Raw genomic sequence first — 22282 nt, forward strand, 5'->3', positions numbered from 1 at the left:
TCAGGAATGCTCCGGGGCCAGGGCCAGCAGCGCTTCGCGGCTGCGTTCAAGGAAGTGCTCTTTGCTTTCACCTTCTTCAAGGTTCAGCGGGGCGCCGAAACTGGTGGTGCATAACAGCGGCAGCGGCAGGAACCGGCCCTTGGGCATGACCCGGTTCAGGTTGGCGATCCACACCGGGATCAATTGCGCCTGTGGGTAACTTTTTGCCAGGTGGTAGATCCCGCTTTTGAACGGCAGCAGGCCGTCTTCGAGGTTACGCGTGCCTTCGGGGAAGATGATCAGCGAATCACCGTTCTCCAGGGCATCGAGCATGGGCTGCAAGGGGTTATCCACAGGCTCTTTGCGCTCGCGGTCGATCAGCACGCCGTTGAACACGCGGTTGATGATGTAGCGGCGCAGGGTGCTCTTGTGCCAGTAGTCGGAGCCAGCCACCGGTCGCGTCAATTTGCGCAGGGCCGGGGGCAACGAGGCCCAGAGCAGCACGAAATCGCCGTGGCTGCTGTGGTTGGCGAAGTAGATGCGCTGGGTCGCTTCCGGCGCGCAGCCGAGCCACAGGCTGCGGGCCCCGGTGATGCTGCGCGCGGCAGAGGTGATGAGGGTGGAGACCACGGGTTCGAACATGAGAATTCCTTATCCGGCAAAGGCCAGCCAGGGGCTGGCCAGGATGAAGCCCAATGTCAGCAAAACTTGTACAGCGAGCAGCAGAGCCTGGCGGCGCAACAGCCCCAGGGCACCACGGGTACGTTCGGGCCAGGGCCGGCCAGCGCGTGCGGCGGGTTGCAGGCCCAGCGCGCTGAGGGCCAGGTCCAGCGCCTGGGTACGCTCGGCCAGTGGCTGTGGGTCGTCGGCGACCCGTTGAAACAGGTCGGCATCGAAGGCCACGCGCAGCGCCCAGTATTTTTCCAGCAGGCCCACTACCAACAGGGTCGCCGCGAAACACAGCAGCCATGGATTGAAAGTTGCCAGCCACCAGGGGCTGAGCCCCAGGGCGACACCGAACAGGCTCAGCCCTGTGGATAACTGATCCAGGCTGCGCCCGCGGCGCAACAGGCTGGCCACCGCGTGCAATTGCATGTCAGTGGCCATAAACCGCACCCTCGACTGTGGATAACTGCTCCAGGGCCTGACGGTGCGCCGGGTGCAGGACGATCTGCGGCCGTGCGCGCTGAATCTGCACGATAGCGGCATCGACGTTGGCCGCGCGCCCGGTGTGCAGCAGCCAGGCGGCGATGGCGGTGGCGCTGCGGGAGTAACCCAGGGCGCAGCACACCAGCAGCGGTCCGTGCTGGCGCAGGCTCTCGATGGCCTGTGCGGCGGACAGGCACTGTTCGGGGCTGGGCGCGGTCAGGTCGAGTACAGGGATCGAGCGGTAGGCCAGGTGCCGGGCGTCCAGGGACAGCTCGGCGCACAGGTCGACCACCGCGCTGAATGGACTGTCCTGCAGCTCGGCCGGGGTCGGAATCCGCCCCAGCCAGACGTTATCCACAACCTGGTCCGGCTGTGGATGCTTGCGCGTCCACAGCCGAGAATTGATCCAGGCCGCCGCCAGGTAGGGCGCCAGCAGCCAGCGCGCGGCGGGGGTCAAGCGCCCGTCCGCGCGTTTTTGGAAGCCTTCGGCGCCAATCAGGGCGTAGTTCAGGGCCACCAGCAGCAAGGCCACAGCCGGCCACACCAGCCATAGCCAGGTGCCGCCCAGGGTCAGGGCGGGGTAGCCCAGCAGCGCCGCGGCAATCCCGTAGCGCACGGCCAGTTGCCAGCGCTTGGGGTCCTGGGCGGGCTTGAGGCGCAGCAGCGGGCTGGGTCGGTCCAGGGGCCAGAGCCAGACGCACAGCCAGCCGGCCAGGGCGCCTGTGGGCAAGTCGACAAAGTGGTGTTGATAAGTGGTGAGTACCGAGATCCCGATCAGCGCGAACCAGCCGTGCACCAGCCAGCGCCACATCCCTTGGCTATGCCGTTGATAGCAGACCCAGAGGATCACCAGCAGGGCGATATGCAGCGACGGTGCCTGGTTGAACGGTTTGTCGAACCCGGCCAGGACCTCGAACATCCAGCCAAACACCCCGTCCAGCTCCGGCCGGGCAAAGGTGAAGCTCAACGGCCAGAGCAGGAAGCAACTGACCGCGATCAACTGCGCCGTCAGCAGGCGCAGGGCGTGGCGCTTGAGTTCTTCGCGGCTGTTGGGCAGCAACAGGGACAGGCCGTACAGCAGGTCGATGGACCAGTAGGGCACGATGGTCCAGGCCCAGAACGGCATATGGCTTTCCCAGCCGAACACCAGGCTGCCGACATCGTCACGCTGGGAGGTGTACCAGGTGGCGAAACCGTAGGTGCTGAAAAACAGCGGTGCCAGCAGCAACAACCAGAGCACCGCGGGTTTCAGCAAGCCGGGCTCGCGGCCCGGCGTTGCGGCGTGGGTCATCATTGCACCCGTTGGGCCAGGGATACGCTGAAAATGCCCCACTCATCGACGCGCATGGTCACTTTGCGGAAACCGGCGGCTTCCACCAGTTGGTCCATCTCCGCCTGGGTCCGGCGGCGCATGACCCAGGCCTGGCCCTGGCGGTGGCTGGTCAGGGCGCGGGCGATCAGTTCCAGCTGCGGGTGCCACGGCTGCCCGGTGTACACCAGGTAACCGCCGGGTTCCACGGCCTCGGCCAGGCCGGACAGCGAACCGCCGACCATCTGGTTGTCGGCGAACAGCTCGTACAGGCCCGAGACCACCGCCAGGGTCGGTTTCGGGTCGAGTGCCGCGAGGTCGGCACGATCGAAGGCATCGCCTTTGACGAAGCGGGCGATCTGGCCCAGGCCTTTCTCGCCGATCAGCGCACTGCCGTCGCGCACGTTGATGTCGCTGTAGTCGCGCAGCAGGATCGATTCCGGCAGCGGGCTGACCCCTTGCAGGGCTTCGAGAATGTAACGCCCGTGACCGGCGGCGATGTCGACGATGCGCACTTCGCTGTTCTGTTCGCGCAGCTTGCCCATGGCCAGGCGCAGCAGCTCCTCGACGTTCAGCTTGCGTTGGCGGATGCCGCGCCAGCCGATGGAGTTGAGGTAGTTCTGGTCGATCATGCGGCCCAGGGCCGACGTGCCGGTGGGTTTGTTGCGGTACACGTAGTCCAGGGTGCTGCCGGAATCGAAACCGGTGTCGAAGCCCAGCTTGACCCCGGCCGACAGCTGGCTGCCCAGGCGCATGCTGGCGCGGGTCATGCGCCAGTACAGGTCACGGGGCGAGTTGTGCGGCAGCGGCGCGGCCAGGGATTCGGATTCGGCACAGGTAGCGCCCAGGCGATCGGCATCGAGCAGGGAAGGGCGGTCCAGGGGCTGGGCGAACGTCTGCAGGATAAAGCGTCGTGCGCTGGCGACCGCAGGGGCGCGGTTCTTCTCGCCCAGTGTGTCGTGGAAGAAGCCCGGCAGGATGTGTTTTTCCTTGTGCAGGCTGCCCAGGCGTTCGAAGAACTGCTCCTGGGGTTTGCGGTGCACGACGAAGTCGGCGCCGGAAATCAGCAGTTGGGTCGGCACTTGGATTGCCTGGGCGTCGGCCACCACGCGATCGGCAGCCTCATACAGGCCGAGCAAGACGTTGACCGAAATCGCCTTGGTGATCAGCGGGTCGCTGTCATAGGACGCGACGCGTTCCGGGTCATGGCTGAGAAAGCGCGCCTTGACGTAGCTGTTGACGAAGAAGTTGCCGCGAAACTTGCGCATCAGGGCCAGGCCGCTGCGGGCAAAGGGTACGTAGAGCTTGACCTTGAACGCCGGCGACGCGAGCACCAGGGAGCGGATGCGTGGCGCGTAGTCGTGGACCCAGGTCGAGACGATGACCGCGCCGACACTCTGGGCGACGACCGCGATGTTCTCTTCGTCGATCTGGTAGGTGGCGTTCAAGTGGTCGCAAAAGGTCTGCACGTCTCGCGCGCTGGTGGCGAAACTCGGGCTGTCGCCCCGTGCACCCGGGGACTGGCCATGGCCACGGGCGTCCCAGGCGAAGAAGTCGAAGCCGGGCAGGTCCAGTTCGTCCACCAGGTGGGCGATGCGTCCGGAGTGTTCGTGACCGCGGTGGAACAACAGCACGGCCTGGCGCGGCTCGCCGGGTGTGGCGGCAGTGGCTGGCCAGTGCCGGTAAAACAGTTCTACGCCATCGTGGGTAGTGAACGTCTGGTGTTGAGCATCGCGCATTGCAATTTCCTTATGCTGAGGGAGCGTTGTTCTGCACTTCTTTAAGGCCCTGGCGGACCCGGTTCACAAGGGTGTAAAGCAGCAGTGCGGCGACGATCGCCAGGACGCCGTTGATCCAGGCGGCGGCGAGCCAGCCCAGGGCAATGCCGGTGGCCATGACGCCGAGGATGAACGCCCGATCGCTTTTGCCCATTGGCCCGTCGTAACGCCGGGTGGCGCCGACCATCGGCCCGAGCACGCCGGCGTATTCGCTGAACAGCGCCAACAGCGTGACCGCCAGCACCAGCAGCAGGCTGACGCCGGGGATCACGGCAAACGGCAGGATCAGCGCGCAATCGGCAACTATGTCGCACAGTTCATTGAGGTAGGCGCCGAGGCGCGATTGCTGGCCGAACTCCCGGGCCAGCATGCCGTCGATGGCGTTCAACGCCATGCGCAGGATCATCCACAGGGGGATCAGGGCGAACAGCCACAGGTGGCTGGCGAAACAGGCGATCACCACGCCCACCAGCACCGAGACCAGCCCGGCCAGCACGGTGATCTGGTTGGCGGTGGTGCCGTTGTCGTAAAGACGCTGTACCAGAGGCCGCAGCAGGTTCTGAAAGCGCGGTTTGAGCTGATAAATCGAGAGCATGGTGGGACAGTTCCTTGTCACGCTGGGGAAGCCGGGTTGGATTATTGCCATAAATCCCGGGGCGCCGACATCAGTACTTCCCTTGAGGCCCCGGGTTGCCTAGTGATTTTTTGACGCACCGCACAGACGAAAAGGCATAGGGCGTGACAAAAATTTCACTACTATTGTTATATCGTAACCAATTGTTTCGATTTCAGCGGCCTGGAAATTATCCACAGGCCCGGTTTGAACAACTGTACCTGTTGGGGTGGTATGCAAGTCGATCTTGATGCTGAAGGGGAGGGCGTCCAGGCCTTGCCACGGTTTCAGCGCGCGGGGTTTCACGCTCGCCGCTTGAAACGCTGGGGGGGTGGCCTGGCCGCAGTCGCAGCGAGTGCGATGGTGCTGGCGTTGTTTGTGGTGCTGTTTGCAACGCAGTCGATCTGGCCGGTGCTGCTGATGAACCTGGCGGCGGCACTGACGGTGCTGGTCTGCGGCCTGCAATCGGCCTGGTGGGTGGCGCATTGGCGTGCCGAGGCGATGGAAAACGCACCGCCCCTGATTGTTCAGCAGACCACTCCTCCTGACGCGGCAACCCCTGCCGCCTACGAGCGTTTGGTCGAAGGCGTGGGTCGGCGTGGTCGTGGGCTGTTATCGCAGATCGGCGCGCCGACCTTGTGGCTGGCGGCCGGCGCCTTGTTGGCGCTGTGGGCCATCGAGCAGTTCTGGAACCTGGAGTTGCCAGGCGCGGCCCTCGGTGTGTCCGCCAGTGTGGGTGCGGTGCTGGCCTTGTTGCTGGCGTTCGCCCTGCTGGTATTCGAGCGGCAACTGGCCCAGGAACACCCCGCCGAATGGCCGGAGGCCGGGGCCTTGGCACAGCTGGCGCGGGTGGCAATCATCTGCCTGATGCTGGGCGCGCTGTGCCTGTTGTTTGCCGGCGAATCCGCCGTCTGGCCGGTGCGTCTGGCGGTACTGCTGGGCGCGTTGCCCGGGTTGGTGGCGGTTGAACTGCTGCTGAGGGCGCTGTTGTCCCTGTTCAGCCCCCATCGCGCGCGCCTGGAGCCCCGGCTGCTGGCCCACAGCGTGGTCGCCGATATGCTGCGCTGGCCACCGCAACCGCTGCGAGCCCTGCAACACGAGCTGCACAACCGCTTTGGTATCGACCTGCGGCAGATCTGGGCCTTTACCTATATGCGTCGGGCGTTGCTGCCGGTGGCGTTGGTGGTGGCCGCCGTGGGTTGGCTATTGACCGGCATTCATGAAATATCCCTCCACAATCGCGGCATTTATGAGCGTTTCGGCAAACCGGTGGCGGTGTTCGGGCCTGGCCTGCATGCCGGGCTGCCCTGGCCGCTGGGGCGGGTGCTGAGTGTGGAAAACGGCGTGGTGCACGAGTTGGCCACCAGCGTCGGCGAGGCCGCGCAACCGGCCCAGGCCGAGCCGGCGGAAGGCCCGGCGCCCGTGGTCGCCAATCGGCTGTGGGACGCGAGCCACATCAACGACAAGTCCCAGGTGATTGCCAGTGGCAGTGGCGACAAGCAGAGCTTCCAGATCGTCAACATGGACGTGCGGTTTGTCTACCGTATCGGCCTCGATGACAAGTCAGCGCTCGCGGCCACCTATAACAGCGCCGATGTGCCGACCCTGATCCGCAGCACCGCCAGCCGGGTGCTGGTCCATGACTTTGCTTCGCGGACCCTCGATGGCCTGCTGGGCGCAGACCGCGGCAACCTGGCCGATGATATCGGGCGCGCGGTGCAGGCCGACCTGGCGCAGCTCGACAGCGGGGTGGAAATCCTCGCCACCGTGGTCGAAGCCATTCATCCACCGGCTGGCGCTGCCAATGCCTATCACGGCGTTCAGGCTGCGCAGATCGGCGCCCAGGCGCTGATTTCCCGGGAGCGGGGTGCGGCCAGTGAGCAGACCAACCAGGCTCATTTGCAAGCCAGTGTGGTGCGCGATCAGGCCCAGGCCACGGCCCATGAAGTGCAGGCTGCGGCCCAGGCTGCCGACCTGCGTTTCACTGCCGAGCAGAAGGCCTATGCCAGCGCCGGCCAGGCGTTTGTGCTGGAGCAGTACCTGAGCCAACTGACCCAGGGCCTGGCGCACGCCAAGTTGCTGATTCTCGATCACCGTCTGGGCGGCGACAGCGCGCCGACCATTGACCTGCGTCCTTTCACTCTACCGACCGAGCTTTCGGTGCCGCGTAAAACCGCTCAGCCAGGAGCCGCCCAGTGAGCCAGTCTTCCCCTACCCACGAGCATCACGACGATCACCCCGGTCACGCTCACAGTCATGGCGGTCACCATCACGGGCACCACCACCATCATCATGGCGAGCCGGCAGAGGCGGGGCCCTTCCCTTGGCGGCGTATGGGCTGGGCGCTGTTGCTGGTGCTGTTTGCATTGGCTGCCGCGAGCCTGGTGCAAGTGCGTTCCGGCGAGGCCACGGTGATCACCCGCTTCGGCAACCCGGCCCGGGTGTTGCTCGACCCGGGCCTGGGGTGGCGCTGGCCGGCACCGTTCGAGGCGGCGATTCCGGTCGACCTGCGGCTGCGTACCACCTCCAGCGGTTTGCAGGATGTGGGCACCCGCGATGGCTTGCGCATCATCGTCCAGGCTTATGTGGCGTGGCAGGTGCAAGGTGACCCGGAAAACGTGAAGCGCTTTATGCGCGCGGTGCAAAACCAGCCGGATGAGGCGGCGCGGCAGATTCGCACCTTTGTCGGCTCGGCACTGGAAACCACCGCCAGCAGTTTTGATCTGGCCAACCTGATCAACACTGACGCGAGCAACGTGCAGATCGCCGACTTCGAGGCGCAGTTGCGCAAGCAGATCGAGCAGCAGTTGCTCAGTACCTACGGCGTGCGGGTGTTGCAGGTTGGGGTCGAACGCCTGACCTTGCCCTCGGTGACCCTGACCGCCACCGTGGATCGCATGCGCGCCGAGCGTGAAACCATCGCCACCGAACGCACCGCTATCGGCAAGCGCGAAGCGGCGCAGATTCGCTCCGCTGCCGAGCGCGAAGCGCGCATGGTGCAGGCCGACGCCACAGTGAAAGCGGCCGATATCGAAGCTCAGTCGCGGGTTGAAGCGGCGCAGATTTATGGCCGCGCCTACGCCGGTTCGCCCCAGCTGTACAACCTGCTGCGCTCCCTGGACACCTTGGGCACGGTGGTCACCCCCGGAACCAAGCTGATTTTGCGCACCGATGCGGCGCCGTTCCGGGTGTTGGTGGATGGGCCGCCGAGCCTGGGCAACAAAGCGCCCGGGTCGCAGCCATGAGCGATAAGGTTCCACGTGGAACAAATGAACTGGCCAGCCCCTGGATTCAGGCCGGCCGCCTGGCGTTTCTGGCGCTGTACGGCGTCACGATCCTCGCGGCAGTGGCCTGGGCGTTTTCCAACGTGCGGCAAATCGATCCGCAAAACCGCGCGGTGGTCGTGCACTTTGGTGCTCTGGAACGGATTCAAAATGCCGGGCTGCTCCTGGCCTGGCCGCGTCCCTTTGAGCAGGTGGTATTGCTACCAGCGGCCGATCGGGTGATCGAGCGTCGGGTGACCAGCCTGCTGCGCTCCGATGCGGCGTTGCAAGGCGACCGGGTCGCCAGTTTTGCCACGCCCCTGAGCGATACCCTGGCCGGGTCCGGTTACCTGCTGACCGGCGATGCCGGGGTGGTGCAACTGGATGTGCGGGTGTTCTACAAGGTCAACGAGCCTTATGCCTTTGTCTTGCAGGGCGAACACGTGCTGCCGGCCCTCGACCGGCTGGTGACCCGCAGCGCCGTGGCCCTGACCGCCGCCCGCGACCTGGACACTATCCTGGTCGCGCGGCCGGAACTGATCGGTGCCGACAACCTGGCCGCCGAACGCCGCGAGCGATTGCGCGGTGATCTGGTGCAGGGCATCAACCAGCGCCTGACAGAGCTGACCGCCACCGGTCAGGGCATCGGTATCGAAGTGACCCGGGTCGATGTGCAATCGAGCCTGCCCGGGCCCGCCGTCAGCGCCTTCAATGCGGTGCTGACGGCCAGCCAGCAGGCTGACAAAGCCGTGGCCAATGCCCGCACCGACGCCGAAAAACTCATCCAGGGTGCCAACGAACAGGCCGACCGGGCGTTGCAAGTGGCCCACGCCCAAGCCGGCGAACGGCTGGCCAAGGCCCAGGCCGACACCGCGACCATCCAGAGCCTGGCGGTGGCCCAGCAGCAGGGCACCGACCCGGAGATGCTGCTGCGGATCTACCGCGAGCGCCTGCCGAAGATTCTCGGCCAGGCCGCCTCGGTGACCACGGTCAACCCTAAAGATGATTCCCGCCTGATCATTCAGGGAGCCGAACAATGACCGCACACACTCATGCCGCTCCGCCCGCGAGCATGCTGACTTCCGTCGAACAACGCAGTGCCGCCCGGCAACTGACCCTGGCCATGCTGGCCCTGGGCTTGCTCGGCCTGGGCCTGGCCTGGCGCTGGCTGGCGCCGGAGCAGGAGGGTGTCAGCCAATTGCTGCTGGGTGTGGCCTCGTTGCTGGTAGCGGTGCCGGTGATGCGTTCGGCCTGGTACAGCCTGCGCTACCCGAGCCTGCACGGCATCACCGATCAACTGATCGCCTTGGCCATGCTCGGTGCCTGGGCGACCGGCGACCTGCTGACGGCGGCGCTGCTGCCGATCATCATGATCTTCGGCCATGTGCTGGAAGAGCGCAGTGTCATCGGCTCCCAGGAAGCGATCCATGCCCTGGGGCGCCTGACCCGCAGTCATGCACGCCTGGTGCAGGCCGATGGCAGTGTGCGCGAAGTGGATAACTCGATCCTCAAGGCCGGCGATATTGTGGAGGTGCGCGCCGGCGACCGGGTGCCCGCCGATGGCCTGGTGTTGTCCGGGCAGGCGAGCCTGGACACCGCGCCGATTACCGGTGAGTCGGTGCCGCTGGAGGCCAGCGTCGGCACTTTGGTATTTGGCGGGGCGATCAATCTCGATGGCTTGTTGCGCCTGGAGGTCACCCGCACCGGCAATGAGTCGACCCTGGGCAAGGTCATCGCCCTGATGCAAAGCGCCGAACGTTCCAAGCCGCCCATCACCCGTCTGCTGGAGCGTTATGCCGGCAGCTATATGGTGCTGGTGTTGCTGCTGGCGGCGGTGACCTGGTTTGTCACCAACGACGCGCAGGCCATGCTCGCGGTGCTGGTGGCGGCCTGCCCTTGTGCGCTGGTGCTGTCGGCCCCGGCCACGGCCATTGCCGGAATCGCGGTGGCGGCCCGCCACGGCATATTGATCCGCAGCTCGGCTTTCCTCGAGGAGTTGGCCGACCTGACGTCGCTGGTGGTGGACAAGACCGGGACCCTGACTTACGGCACCCTGCGTTTGCAGTCCATCGACAGCCCGCAGGCAGACCACGGCGCATTGCTCAGCCTGGCGGCCAGCCTCGGTTCCGCCAGCAGTCACCCGGTAAGCCGCGCCTTGGCCGGGTTGGTGGGTCAGGAACAGCTCCAGGCACTGAGCGATATTCGTGAGCGCCAGGGGCTGGGCGTGGTCGCGCAAACCCTTGAAGGCGAAGCAGCCCTGGGTCGCCCCGAGCTGTTCGAGCAGTTGGGCATCAGCACCACCCCGGTGCCGGGCCATGAGGGGCCGATTGCCGGACTGGCCTTGAATGGGGAGTTTCTGGCCTGGCTGCTGCTGGCAGACAGCGTCAAACCCGAAGCGCGCGCGGCCCTCGATGAACTGCGTGAGTTGGGCCTGGGCCGCCAGTTGCTGCTGACCGGCGACCGACAGAGCGTGGCCGACAGCCTGGCGCTGGAGGTGGGGATCCGCGATGTGCAAGCCCAGGCCTTGCCCGAAGACAAACTCAACCGGGTGCTGCAAGAGATCGACAGCGGCTTCCGGCCGATGGTGGTGGGGGACGGGATCAACGATTCCCTGGCACTCAAGGCCGGCGTGGTCGGCGTGGCCATGGGCGCGGGCGGTGCCGATATCGCCCTGGCTTCGGCGGATGTGGTGCTGATCGGCAGCGACCTGCGGCGCCTCGGCACCTGTGTGCGCTTGAGCCGGCAATGCCGGCAGACCTTGCAGGTCAATGTGATCATCGGCCTGGGCTGGACCCTGGCCATTGTCGCCTTTGCCGCGTTCGGCTGGCTCGGTGCGGCAGGGGCGATGATTGCGGCAGTGCTGCACAACCTCAGCACATTGCTGGTGCTGGGTAACGCCGGGCGCTTGCTGCGCTTCCAGGAGCCGCTGCTCAAACTCTAAGGGGCAGGCGGCTGCGGCGCTTGGAACTTTGCCGAACTGCACGACGTCCTCTGTCCAGAGGGCGTGGCTTTTCAGGTGATCATTGGCGGGAATTTCGGGTACTTGATGGCGGTTTGCCGCGTCGAGTCTTATAGAAACCGGCTATCAGATCGATAGCCTGCTAATTTTCGCTGATGGTCTACCCTCATTTCAGACGTCTGAAACCAGGGGGTTATTCCATGCTCGCGCAACTTCCACCGGCCTTACAGAATCTGCATCTACCGCTTCGTTTGCGGCTCTGGGATGGCCACGAGTTCAATCTGGGGCCAGCCCCCAGCGTCACTATTGTGGTCAAGGACCCGCAATTGGTTGCCCAATTCACCCACCCCAGCCTGGACCTGCTGGGGGGTGCCTTCGTTGAAGGCAAGCTGGAGCTCGAGGGCTCGATCAGCGACGTGATCCGAGTGTGTGACGAGTGGAGCCAGGCCCTGCTGGACGAGGACGACGCTGTGCAGCCGGCCCGCGCCGAGCATGACAAGGCCACCGATGCCGCCGCCATTTCCTACCACTACGACCTGTCCAACGCGTTCTACCAGCTCTGGCTCGACAGTGACATGGCCTATTCCTGCGCCTATTTCGAGACTGGCAGCGAAACCCTCGAACAAGCTCAGCAAGCCAAATTCCGCCATCTGTGCCGCAAGCTGCGCCTGCAGCCCGGCGAGTATCTGCTGGATGTCGGCTGCGGCTGGGGGGGCCTGGCGCGCTATGCGGCGCGGGAATTCGGGGTCAAGGTTTTCGGCATCACCCTGAGCAAGGAACAGTTGGCCCTGGCCCGCGAGCGAGTGATCGCCGAAGGCCTGGAAGACCAGGTCGAGCTGCAACTGCTCGACTACCGCGATCTGCCCCAGGACGGGCGCTTCGACAAGGTGGTCAGCGTCGGCATGTTCGAGCACGTCGGCCACGCCAACCTGGCCCAGTACTGCAAGACCCTGTTCGGCGCGGTGCGTGAAGGCGGTCTGGTGATGAACCACGGCATCACCGCCAAGCACACCGACGGCCGTCCGGTCGGACGTGGGGCCGGGGACTTTATCGAACGTTATGTATTCCCCAATGGCGAGTTGCCGCACCTGGCGATGATCTCGGCCGAGATCAGCGAGGCCGGCCTGGAAGTGGTCGACGTCGAAAGCCTGCGCCTGCATTACGCGCGGACCCTGGACCACTGGAGCGAGCGCCTGGAAGACAACCTGGAGGCCGCCGGCAAGCTGGTGCCCGAACAGGCCCTGCGGATCTGGCGCCTGTACCTGGCCGGCTGCGCCTATGCGTTCGCCCGGGGCTGGATCAATCTGCACCAGATCCTTGCGGTCAAGGCCCGGGCCGATGGCAGCCATGAGCTGCCCTGGACCCGTGACGACCTCTACTACCCCTGAGCGTTAGAGGATCGGTGAGATAAGCCGGGCGACCCGCATGCCCAGTTGTTGCAGGCGGTGGGTTTCCCGGCTTTCTTCCTGGGCGATCTCGTGGGCCTGGGCGAAATCGGCGATCAGCATGCTTTCGACCTCAGCGGCGAACGCTTGGTCGACGGTCAGCAGCATCACCTCAAAATTGAGCCGGAACGAGCGGTTGTCCAGGTTGGCGCTGCCGATGGCGCTGATCTCGTTGTCCACCAGCACCACTTTCTGATGCAGGAACCCCGGCTGATAACGGAACACCCGCACCCCGGCCCGCACCGCTTCGAAGGCGTACAGGCTGGAGGCGGCGTAGACAATGCGGTGGTCGGGCCGTGAGGGCAGCAGGATGCGCACATCGACTCCGCGCAGGGCCGCCAGGCGCAGTGCGGCGAATACGGCTTCGTCGGGGATGAAGTATGGGCTGGTGATCCACACCCGCTCGGTGGCGGCGTGGATCGCTTCGACAAAGAACAGCGAGCAGGTCTCATAAGGGTCGGCCGGGCCGCTGGCCAGGACCTGGCACAGCACCCCTTCATCGGGGTAGGTGTCCGGCAGGATCAGCGGCGGCAATTGCCGCGAGGCCCAGTACCAGTCTTCGGCGAACGACTCCTGCAGGCAGGCCACCACCGGGCCGCTGACTTGCACGTGGGTATCGCGCCACGGTGCCAGGGGCGATTTTTTGCCCAGGTACTCGTCCCCCACGTTATGCCCGCCGACAAACCCCAGCAGCCCGTCGACCACGACAATCTTGCGGTGATTACGGAAGTTGACCTGAAAACGATTGAGCCAGCCGCTACGGGTGGCGAAGGCGTGCACTTCGACCCCGGCGTCGCGCAGGGTCTGCACATAGGCATGGGGCAGGGAATGGCTGCCGATGCGGTCGTACAGCAGGTGAATGGCCACGCCTTCGGCGGCTTTCTTCAGCAGCAGGCTTTGCAGGCGGCGCCCCAAATCGTCGTCATGGATGATGAAGAACTGGATCAGCACCGCCGTCCGTGCCCGGCTGATGGCATCGAAAATCGCCGCGAAGGTGGCGTCACCATTGATCAACAACTGCAATTGATTGCTCGCCAGACACGGCATGCGCCCCAGCTTGGGCATCGCCCGCAGCGACGCATAGGCGGCGGAGGCGCGGGCGCTGAGGGCCTCTTCGATCCAGGGACGCCAGTTCAGTTCGTTGATGGCTTTGCGCATTTCCAGGTTGGCCTGGCGTCGCGCCTTGATGTACGCGTCGAAGGTGCTGCGGCCAAAAACCAGGTAGGGGATCAGGGTCAGGTAGGGGATGAACATCAGCGACAGTGCCCAGGCAATCGCGCCTTGGGCCGTACGCACGGTCAGCACCGCGTGGATGGCGGCGATCAATCCGAGGAAGTGCAACAGTGCGATCAAATAACCGAAGATATGCGGACCGAAATAATCCATGGGGCAGCCTTGCTCCTGAAGACTCAATGCGTAACAGACCATGTTCCACGGCGAATGTCGCTATTTAATTGGCCATGCAACGCAAGTCGATTTTTGACGTCTAACGGCCACTACTGTCTAGGAGCTTCTCGATGAAACGTCGTTTACTGGGTTTGGCCATGGTGATGGGTGTTGCACTTCCGCTGGCCGCTCAGGCGCAGATGCTGCAGCCCGGGCTATGGGAACTGACCAGCAGCAACATGAAGGTCGATGATCAGAACCTGCCGGACCTGTCGTTGATCCTTGGTCAGTTGCAGCAGCAGATGACCCCGGAACAACGGGCCATGCTGGAGAAACAGGGCGTGACCATGGGCGGCAAGGGGATCCGGGTGTGCCTGACCCAGGCCCAGGTGCAATCGGACAGCATCCCGCTGACAGACCCGCAATCGGGCTGCAAGCAGGAGGTCACCGACCGGACCGGCAACCAGTGGAAGTTCCGCTTCAACTGCCCGAAAGCCCAGGGCACCGGCGTTGCCAAGTTCCTCAGCGATCGTGAATTCACCACCAATGTCCTCGGCACCTTCAATGCCACCGGGGTCCAGCAAAAGGGCAGCATGGACACCCGTGCCGTCTGGCTGGGGCAGGATTGCGGCACAGTCAAGCCTCGGGCCTGAGCCCTGTAGCCACCGCCGAGGCACGAGGCTGCGCGGGCCCTGCGCAACATTAACGTCTACCTGACCGACCTCGGCGGCCCGCTTACAAGGCCGCTATTTTTTCAATGGCCTCTGGCAGGGTCAGACGCCCGAGGTCTTCGCCGTTGCGGCTGCGCAGGCTGACGAAGCCTCCGTCCTTTTCCTTGTCGCCCACCACCAGCAGGTAGGGCACTTTCTGTTGGCTGTGTTCGCGGATTTTGTAGCTGATCTTCTGGTTGCGCAGGTCGGCACTGGCGCGCAGTCCGCGCTGGCGCAGGGCGTCGCTGACGGCTTGCGCGTACTGCGCCTGGCCTTCGCTGATGTTCAGCACCACCGCTTGTTGCGGCGCCAGCCAGCACGGCAGGGCGCCGCCGTAGTGCTCCAGCAGTATCCCGATAAAACGCTCCAGTGAACCAAACAGCGCACGGTGCAACATCACCGGCTGCCGACGTTCGCCGCCCTCGTCGATGTAGCCGATATCGAAACGCCGCGGCAGGTTGAGGTCGACCTGCAGCGTGCCGCATTGCCAGTCGCGGCCAATGGCGTCGCGCAGCACGAACTCCAGCTTGGGCCCGTAGAACGCGCCTTCGCCCGGGTTGAGCTGATAGTCGATCGCCATGTTCGCCAGCGCCCCGGACAGTGCGCCTTCCAACTGGTCCCAGACTTCATCGCTGCCAATGCGCTCGGCCGGCCGGGTCGAGAGTTTGACCTGGATATCGTCGAAACCGAAGTCGCGATAGATATCGAACACCAGGGCGATGGTGGTCTCGCATTCGGCCTGCATCTGCGCCACGGTGCAGAAGATATGCGCGTCGTCCTGGGTGAAGTGCCGCACCCGCAGCAGGCCGTGCAACGAGCCGGAGGGCTCGTAGCGATGCACCTTGCCGAACTCGGCGATGCGCAGTGGCAGGTCGCGGTAGCTCTTGAGGCCATGGCCGAAAATCGACAGCGCCCCCGGGCAATTCATGGGTTTGAGGGCCAGCACCCGATCGTCCTCGGTGCGCGAGGTGAACATATGGTCGCGGTAGTTCTGCCAGTGCCCGGAGACTTCCCAGAGGCTGCGGTCCATCACGTCCGGGGTGTTGACCTCCTGGTAACCAGCCCGCTCCTGACGTGTGCGCATGTACCCCAGCAACTGCTGGAACAGCGCCCAGCCCTTGGCATGCCAGAACACCGAGCCCGGCGCGCAGTCGTCGAAATGGAACAGGTCCAACTGCTGCCCGAGCTTGCGGTGGTCGCGCTTGCCGGCTTCTTCGACGCGCAACAGGTAGGCGTCGAGGTCTTTGTGCTGCGCCCAGCAGGTGCCGTAGATCCGCTGCATCGGTGCATTGCCTGCGTCGCCGCGCCAGTAGGCCCCGGCGACCTTGGTCAGCTTGAAGGCCTGGAGGATGCCGGTGGAGCGCACATGGGGCCCGCGGCACAGGTCTTCAAAATCGCCCTGGCGGTACAGCGAGAGCACCTCGGCCTCGGGGAGGGCGCGGATCAGCTCGACTTTGTAGGACTCACCCAGGGCGCTGAAGTATGCCAAGGCATTGGCGCGGGATAACTCGCGGCGACGCAGGCTGTGATTGGTGGCGGCGAGGCTGCGCATGCGGGCCTCGATCAGCGCCAGGTCGTCGGGGGTAAACGGCCGGTCATGGGCGAAGTCGTAGAAGAAGCCGTCGTCGATCACCGGGCCGATGCCGACCTGCGCCGAGGGATACAACTGCTTGACCGCCATCGCCAGCAGATGGGCGCAAGAGTGCCGCAGAATCTCAAGGCCCTCGGGATCACGGCCGGTGACGATGCTCACGCTGGCGTCCTGCTCCAGCAGGTGGGTGCAGTCCACCAGGCGGCCGTCGACGCGACCGGCAACGGCCGCCTTGGCCAGGCCGACGCCGATGCTGGCAGCCACCTCGAACACGGACAACGGCTGGTTGTACTCACGGTGCGAGCCATCGGGCAGGGTGATGCGGATCATCTGTGGCGGTCCTTGGAGGTGTAAAAAACGACTGCAAAAAGACAGGGGGCGCGGCTCAGCGATTGAAGCGCAACGGCAATCCCTGGCAGCCGTCGTACAGGCGTTCGCCGTGCCAGGCCAGTTGCCCGGAGACCAGCGTGGTCGCGATGCTGTGGCGAAAACTGCGCCCGGCGAACGGGGTCCAGCCGCATTGGGCGAGGATCTGCTGGCGGTCCACGGCCTTGCCGTCGGGCTCGGGCTGGATCAGTACCAGGTCGGCCCAGTAGCCTTCGCGCAGGTAGCCTCGGTCGGGGATGGCGAACAGGTCGGCGACCCGGTGGCTGGTTTTTTCCACCAGGGTGGTCAGCGGCAAGACGCCATCGGCCACCAGTTCCAGCAGCGCGGGCAGGGCGTGCTGCACCAACGGCAGGCCGCTGGGTGCGGCGTGGTACGGCAGCTGTTTTTGCGCCCAGGTGTGGGGCGCGTGGTCGCTGCCGATCACGTCCAGCCGCTGAGTGAGCAGGGCTTGGCGCAGGGCGTCGCGGTCGGCCTGGGTCTTGATCGCCGGGTTGCACTTGATCAGGTTGCCCAGCTGCGCGTAGTCGCGATCATCGAACAGCAGGTGGTGCAGGCAGACCTCGGCGCTGATGCGTTTCTCGGCCAGGGGCTTGTCCTCGAACAATGCCAGTTCCCGGGCGCTGGTCAGGTGCAGCACGTGCAGACGGGTGCCGTGACGCCGGGCCAGTTCCACCGCCAGGGACGAGGAGCGATAGCAGGCCTCGGCGTCGCGGATCAGCGGGTGAGCGCCAGGGCCAATCTGCTCGCCATAGCGCTCGCGCCACAGGCGTTCGTTGGCCTGGATGCTGGGGGTATGTTCGCAATGGGCCAGGAGCAGGGTCGGGACTTCGGCGAACAAGCGCTCCAGCACCTGCGGATCGTCCACCAGCATGTTGCCGGTCGAGGCGCCCATGAAGACTTTGACCCCGGCCACCAGGCTCGGGTCGAGAGCGGCCACGGTGTCGAGGTTGTGCTGGCTGACCCCAAAGTGAAAGCCGTAGTTGGCCACCGAATTGATCGCCGCACGCCGCTGTTTGTCTTCCAGCGCGGACAGGCTCAGGGTCGGCGGCTGGGTGTTGGGCATGTCCATGAAGCTGGTGATGCCACCGGCCACCGCCGCCCGTGACTCGGTGTAGAAGCTACCTTTGTCCGGTGCGCCGGGGTCGCGAAAGTGCACCTGGTCGTCGATCATCCCTGGCACCAGCCATTGGCCCTGGGCGTCGATTTCCAGCGCGGCATTTTGATTGCTGATGCTGCTGGCGATGGTCTCGATCCGGCCGCCGCGCACCAGCAGGTCGGCATCCACCTGCCGGCCTTCGTTGACCAGGCGGGCGTTGCGAATAAGGATCTGGCTCATGTTCAGAACTCGTTCTGCAAGGCTTTGTAGCCGCGCACCAGATCGACGTTGGTGCGCGCCACATCCTCGGAAAACTCCGAGGCGCTGATGCTCACCGGGGGAAATTGCGAGAGGTCGGTGTTGGGGCCGATGCGGGTGGTGGAGGGCACGTAGAAGTCATCGGGCAGGTCGCGACCGTCGACCACCGAGTTGTGGCGCACCACGCTGCCGTCGCCGACCACGCAGTTGAACAGCACGCTGTTGAAACCGATGAATACCCGGTTACCCACCTGGCAGGGGCCGTGAACGATGGAGCGGTGGGCGATGGAGGTGAATTCGCCGATGGTCACCGCCGCCCCGGACTTGGAGTGGATCACCACCCCATCCTGGATGTTGGAGTTGGCGCCGATGGTGATCGGGTCCATTTCCCCCAGAGCGTTGACTTCGTCGGCGCGGATCACCGCATAGGGGCCGACGAACACGTTTTCACCGATCACCACCTTGCCGCAGATGATCGCGGTTTTATCGACGTAGGCCGACTCGGCAATCAACGGCAGGTCGCCGGAAGGGTTTTTGCGAATCATGGAACGGGCTCCTCAAGCGGTGCACTGATGACCTGCACCGCACCTTGGCGAATGGCGTTGTAAAAACAGCTGCGGCGCCCGGTGTGGCAGGCCGGGCCCTGTTGCTCCACTAGCAGCAGAATGGCGTCGCCGTCGCAATCCAGGCGCGCCTCCACCAGGCGTTGGCGATGACCGGAGCTTTCACCTTTGCGCCACAGTTGCCGGCGCGAGCGCGACCAGTAGCAGACGTCACGGCTCTCCAGGGTCAGGGCCAGGGCCTGGCGGTTCATCCAGGCCAGCATCAGCACCTCGCCGCTGTCGTGTTGTTGGGCGATGGCGGTGATCAGCCCGGCGTCGTTCCACGGCAGCCCATCGAGCACTGCGTTCAGTGGCCAGCGGCTGCCCAGGGCGGCGTGCTCCAGGTCCAGCAGCGACAGCGGGGCGCACGGGTTCATGGTTGGCTCAGGGCGTCGTAGAGGGTGTTGAGGTTGTATTCGAACAACCCGGCGAAGGTACTGGCCGGACCTGTGGCGGCCAGGGCATCGGAATACAGGGTGCCGCCGATATGGGCGCCGCTCTCTTCGGCGATCTGTTGCAGCAGGCGTGCGTCCTTGATGTTTTCCATGAACACCGCCTTGACCTTGGCATTGCGGATCTGGGTGATCAGCGCCGCGACTTCGGCGGCCGAAGGTTCGCGCTCGGTGGACAAACCCTGGGGCGCCATAAAGTCGATGCCATAGGCCTGGCCCAGGTAGCCGAAGGCATCGTGGGAAGTGACGATCTTGCGATTGCCCGGCGGCAGCGAGCCGAGCTTGGCCTTGGCTTCGGCCAGCAGGCGGTAGATCTGTTTCAGGTAGGCCTGGCTGTTGCGCTCATAGTCGGCCTTGTTGGCCGGGTCGGCTGCCACCAGGGCCTTGGTGATGTTGTTCACATACAGCTCGGTGTTGGCCAGGTTGTGCCAGGCGTGGGGGTCGGGCACGGTTTCGCCGTCTTCTTCCAGGGCGCGTGGAATCACCCCACGGCTGGCGGTAATGACCGGGGTTTTGGTCGCGGTGCTGGCCACCAGACGATCGAGCCAGGGTTCGAAACCCAGGCCGTTCTTGATGATCAACCGGGCCTTGAGCAGGGCCTTGGCATCGTCCGGGGTCGGCTCGTAGGTGTGGGCATCGGCATCGGCGCCGACCATGTTGGTGATCTGGATATGGTCGCCGCCCACCTGGTGGGTGATGTCAGAGAGGATGCTGAAACTGGTGACCACCTGGAGCTTGTCGGCGGCCTGGGCGGTCGACAGTGACAGCAGCAGGCTGAACAGCACGAATAGAACGCGCATCGGGAAACACCTCATTGGGATGTGAGCAAAGGCGGGCGGCGCAGCAAACCGTGCACCGGACCGAACACCACGGACAGCAGGTACAGGCCGCCAGCCACCAGCACGATGGCCGGGCCGCTGGGCAGCGAGTAGTAAAACGACAGCAGCAGGCCGAGCCACACCGAGAGGCACCCGAGCACGGCGGCAAGGGTGATCAACAGTGGCAGACGCCGGCTCCAGAAACGCGAGGCGGCGGCCGGCAGCATCATCAAGCCGACCACCATCAAGGCGCCGATGGCCTGGAAACCGATCACCAGATTGAGCACCACCAGGGTCAGGAACAGCCCGTGGGCCAGGGGGCCGAGGCGGCTGACGGTTTGCAGGAACAGCGGGTCGAGGGTGTCCAGCAGCAGCGGTTTATAGATAAGGACCATGGCCAGCAGGCTGAAGCCGCTGACCCAGAGCATGCCGTTCAGGGTCGGCCCGTCCACGGCCAGTGCCGAACCGAACAGCAGGTGCAACAGGTCCAGGCGCTTGCCGGCCAGGCCAAGAATCAGCACGCCGCTGGCCAGGGAGATCGGATAGATGGCGGCGAGGCTGGCATCTTCGCGCAGGCCGGTACGGCGAGTGATCCAGGCGGCGAGGCCGGCCATGCTCAAGCCAGCGCCCAGTCCACCGAGGGTCAGGGCCGGCAGGCTCAAGCCGGCGAACCAGAAGCCCAGGGCGGCGCCGGGCAAGATGCCGTGGGCCACGGCGTCACCGATCAGGCTCATGCGGCGCAGAATCAGAAACACGCCCAACGGTGCGGTGCTGCACGCCAGCACCAGCCCGCCGAGCAAGGCCCGGCGCATAAACACAAACTCGTTGAAGGGTTGCCAGAGCTGGGCGACGACCATCAAGCCACCTGCGCTTGTGCTTGCGGTTTGATCAGTTGCGGGCTGGGGCCGAACAGGCAGCCGCTGCTGTTGATCAACAGGGTCTGGGGAATGTGCTGGCGTACGGCGGCGAGGTCATGGCACACCAGGACCTGGGTCCGGCCTTCGGCGTGCCAGGTGTGGATGTGTTTCCACAGCAGGGCCTGGCCCAACTCATCCAGCGCGGCGTGGGGTTCATCCAGCAACAGCACCGGGGCCTGGCCCAGGCTCAGCCGGGCGAGCAGGGCGCGTTGCAATTCGCCGCCAGACAGCGCCATCAACGGCCGCTGTTCCAGGCCACCGAGGCACCAGTCTTCGAGCGCCTTGTGCAACTGCTGCGCGCGGGTCTGGGCGTCGAGCTTGCTGCCCCAGAAACCGGCAGCCACCAACTCCTGCAAGCTGATGGGGAACTGTCGATCCAGATGCTGCTGTTGTGCCAGAAACGCCAGGCCGCCACGCCGTGGAACCTCCAGCAGGACCTTGCCGGCCAGAGGCTTTTGCAGGCCGGCGATGACTTTGAGCAGGCTGCTCTTGCCCGAGCCATTGGCGCCGATGATGGCGGTCAGGCTGCCTTTGGGCAGGTGCAGATCCAGAGCCGGAGTCAGCGCCTGCCCCGGGGCACCCCAGCGCAAGGCCTGGCAGCGGATCATGCCGCCTCCCAGTTGTAGCGGCTTTCGGCGACGGCATCGTGGGCGTGCAGGCTCTCGGCGTGCACCACTCGCAGGGCGAAGGCATTGATCCCGGGGGAGCGTTTCAGGGCCAGGTGCAAACGGCGCGCGGCGTCCTCGCAGAACATCAGGTTCTGTCCATTGGCCAGGGCAAAAGCTTGTTCGTCGGCGCGTTTGACCGCAGTTTGCACGGCGGTGCCGAGGGCGGTTTCGGCGTCGTTGATCAGGGCTATCAGCGGCAGCTGGTCCAGATAGTCGACCAGGCGCAGTTGCAATTGCGCGCTGCTGCGTTGGCTGTGAGGGGTGGCGACTATGCCTTTGGCCGAGCCAAGCCAAGCCAGTACATCGGCGTGCTGCAACGGCTGATTGGCGAAGTCGTCGACAAACTGCTGTTGAATCAACTGCCGTGAAAGCGCCGCCGAACATGGACAGGTTGAGGAATAAGCCACGTCGATTTTTAGTTCCACGTGGAACATTGCGTTTTTCAGGCGCGCTTCGATGCTCACCGGGTAGCTCTTCCAACCGGCCAAGGGGCTGACCAGGGCCGGGCGTTTCAGCAACAGATCGGCGTGAATCCGCAGATAGGCGTGTTGGGACAAACCTTGGTGGCTGTCGAGAAAACGCTGCAACACGTTGCGAATCAGCTGCGGCGTGAGGGGTTCGTTTTCGAGCATTTCCAACGCCAGGTACAGCCGCGACATATGAATGCCCCGCGCCTCGCCGTCATCCAGGCTGACTCCGGCATCTGCTGTGGCGCCGATCCGTTGGCCGTCGAACAACACAGGTAAGGCAATGCCGCACATGCCCACCCATTCCAGGGGCAAGGCTTGGCGTGCGGCCTGCGCGGCGATATCCGGCAGAGTCAGCGCATTCATGAGCAGGTCCATCGTGGGAAAGAGTTCGACATGTTATATTATAACAATACGGCGAATGAAAACTTTTTC

General features: G+C 64.8%; 20 protein-coding genes. 6 read left to right on the forward strand and 14 right to left on the reverse strand.

Annotated elements, in window-relative coordinates:
• The 5 genes from MF4836_RS10975 to MF4836_RS10995 are packed head-to-tail and all read right to left on the reverse strand — an operon-like array spanning position 1 to position 4810.
• Complete coding sequence (locus MF4836_RS10975) at positions 1-621, reverse strand: lysophospholipid acyltransferase family protein (protein WP_020294909.1); 621 nt, start codon at positions 619-621, stop codon at positions 1-3.
• 9 nt (positions 622-630) lie between these two features.
• The gene (locus MF4836_RS10980; RefSeq protein WP_078470354.1) at positions 631-1086 is read right to left on the reverse strand and encodes a hypothetical protein; all 456 of its coding nucleotides are present in this window, start codon (positions 1084-1086) and stop codon (positions 631-633) included.
• Positions 1076-2419, reverse strand: coding sequence for a phosphatase PAP2/dual specificity phosphatase family protein (locus tag MF4836_RS10985; protein ID WP_078470355.1), 1344 nt, complete (start codon positions 2417-2419; stop codon positions 1076-1078). The genes MF4836_RS10980 and MF4836_RS10985 overlap by 11 nt, the downstream gene beginning before the upstream one ends.
• Positions 2419-4176 carry a bifunctional alpha/beta hydrolase/class I SAM-dependent methyltransferase gene (locus tag MF4836_RS10990; RefSeq protein ID WP_078470356.1) on the reverse strand — a complete coding sequence of 586 codons (1758 nt, stop codon included), beginning with the start codon at positions 4174-4176 and terminating at the stop codon, positions 2419-2421. Before MF4836_RS10990 ends, MF4836_RS10985 begins: the two co-directional genes overlap by 1 nt.
• Positions 4177-4186: 10 nt before the next feature.
• The gene (locus MF4836_RS10995) at positions 4187-4810 is read right to left on the reverse strand and encodes a CDP-alcohol phosphatidyltransferase family protein (protein ID WP_078470357.1); all 624 of its coding nucleotides are present in this window, start codon (positions 4808-4810) and stop codon (positions 4187-4189) included.
• A gap of 252 nt (positions 4811-5062) precedes the next feature.
• On the opposite strand from MF4836_RS10995, the gene hflK (MF4836_RS11000) reads away from it, so the two are divergent.
• From hflK (MF4836_RS11000) to cfaB, 5 genes are all read left to right on the forward strand, one after another.
• The gene (gene hflK, locus MF4836_RS11000) at positions 5063-7027 is read left to right on the forward strand and encodes a protease modulator HflK (RefSeq protein ID WP_078470358.1); all 1965 of its coding nucleotides are present in this window, start codon (positions 5063-5065) and stop codon (positions 7025-7027) included.
• Complete coding sequence (gene hflC, locus MF4836_RS11005) at positions 7024-8073, forward strand: protease modulator HflC (RefSeq protein WP_078470359.1); 1050 nt, start codon at positions 7024-7026, stop codon at positions 8071-8073. The genes hflK (MF4836_RS11000) and hflC overlap by 4 nt, the downstream gene beginning before the upstream one ends.
• Complete coding sequence (gene hflK / locus MF4836_RS11010; protein ID WP_078470360.1) at positions 8070-9131, forward strand: protease modulator HflK; 1062 nt, start codon at positions 8070-8072, stop codon at positions 9129-9131. Before hflC ends, hflK (MF4836_RS11010) begins: the two co-directional genes overlap by 4 nt.
• On the forward strand, positions 9128-11032 hold the full coding sequence (locus tag MF4836_RS11015) for a cation-translocating P-type ATPase (RefSeq protein ID WP_078470361.1): 1905 nt from the start codon (positions 9128-9130) through the stop codon (positions 11030-11032). The genes hflK (MF4836_RS11010) and MF4836_RS11015 overlap by 4 nt, the downstream gene beginning before the upstream one ends.
• A 218-nt stretch (positions 11033-11250) precedes the next feature.
• Positions 11251-12438 carry a C17 cyclopropane fatty acid synthase CfaB gene (gene cfaB / locus MF4836_RS11020; protein WP_078470362.1) on the forward strand — a complete coding sequence of 396 codons (1188 nt, stop codon included), beginning with the start codon at positions 11251-11253 and terminating at the stop codon, positions 12436-12438.
• A 3-nt stretch (positions 12439-12441) separates the two neighbouring features.
• On the opposite strand, the gene cls is transcribed toward cfaB, so the two are convergent.
• Positions 12442-13881, reverse strand: a complete 1440-nt coding sequence (cls, locus tag MF4836_RS11025) for a cardiolipin synthase (protein ID WP_078470363.1) — start codon at positions 13879-13881, stop codon at positions 12442-12444.
• Between the two features lie 131 nt (positions 13882-14012).
• Between cls and MF4836_RS11030 the strand changes: the two genes are divergently transcribed.
• Positions 14013-14534: a DUF3617 domain-containing protein gene (locus MF4836_RS11030; RefSeq protein ID WP_020294897.1), complete on the forward strand. Its 522-nt coding sequence runs from the start codon at positions 14013-14015 to the stop codon at positions 14532-14534.
• A gap of 82 nt (positions 14535-14616) precedes the next feature.
• On the opposite strand, the gene thrS is transcribed toward MF4836_RS11030, so the two are convergent.
• From thrS to folE2, 8 genes are read right to left on the reverse strand one after another with little or no spacing between them, the layout of a single operon-like run.
• On the reverse strand, positions 14617-16512 hold the full coding sequence (thrS, locus tag MF4836_RS11035; protein ID WP_078470364.1) for a threonine--tRNA ligase: 1896 nt from the start codon (positions 16510-16512) through the stop codon (positions 14617-14619).
• Positions 16513-16567: 55 nt separating this feature from the next.
• Positions 16568-17905 (reverse strand): dihydroorotase, encoded by a 1338-nt coding sequence (locus tag MF4836_RS11040; protein ID WP_078470365.1) that lies wholly within the window; start codon positions 17903-17905, stop codon positions 16568-16570.
• 2 nt (positions 17906-17907) lie between these two features.
• Positions 17908-18468 carry a gamma carbonic anhydrase family protein gene (locus tag MF4836_RS11045; protein ID WP_078470366.1) on the reverse strand — a complete coding sequence of 187 codons (561 nt, stop codon included), beginning with the start codon at positions 18466-18468 and terminating at the stop codon, positions 17908-17910.
• The gene (hisI, locus tag MF4836_RS11050) at positions 18465-18902 is read right to left on the reverse strand and encodes a phosphoribosyl-AMP cyclohydrolase (RefSeq protein ID WP_078470367.1); all 438 of its coding nucleotides are present in this window, start codon (positions 18900-18902) and stop codon (positions 18465-18467) included. The genes MF4836_RS11045 and hisI overlap by 4 nt, the downstream gene beginning before the upstream one ends.
• Positions 18899-19777 (reverse strand): metal ABC transporter substrate-binding protein, encoded by an 879-nt coding sequence (locus MF4836_RS11055; protein ID WP_078470368.1) that lies wholly within the window; start codon positions 19775-19777, stop codon positions 18899-18901. The genes hisI and MF4836_RS11055 overlap by 4 nt, the downstream gene beginning before the upstream one ends.
• Before the next feature lie 11 nt (positions 19778-19788).
• Entirely contained in the window at positions 19789-20652 is an 864-nt protein-coding gene (locus MF4836_RS11060) for a metal ABC transporter permease (RefSeq protein ID WP_078470369.1), read from the reverse strand.
• Entirely contained in the window at positions 20652-21320 is a 669-nt protein-coding gene (locus MF4836_RS11065) for a metal ABC transporter ATP-binding protein (protein ID WP_078470370.1), read from the reverse strand. The genes MF4836_RS11060 and MF4836_RS11065 overlap by 1 nt, the downstream gene beginning before the upstream one ends.
• Positions 21317-22213 carry a GTP cyclohydrolase FolE2 gene (folE2, locus tag MF4836_RS11070; protein WP_078470371.1) on the reverse strand — a complete coding sequence of 299 codons (897 nt, stop codon included), beginning with the start codon at positions 22211-22213 and terminating at the stop codon, positions 21317-21319. The genes MF4836_RS11065 and folE2 overlap by 4 nt, the downstream gene beginning before the upstream one ends.
• Positions 22214-22282: the final 69 nt, after the last annotated feature.

Origin of the sequence: Pseudomonas sp. MF4836 (assembly GCF_002018875.1) — a bacterium.
In the GTDB taxonomy this organism is placed as follows: domain Bacteria; phylum Pseudomonadota; class Gammaproteobacteria; order Pseudomonadales; family Pseudomonadaceae; genus Aquipseudomonas.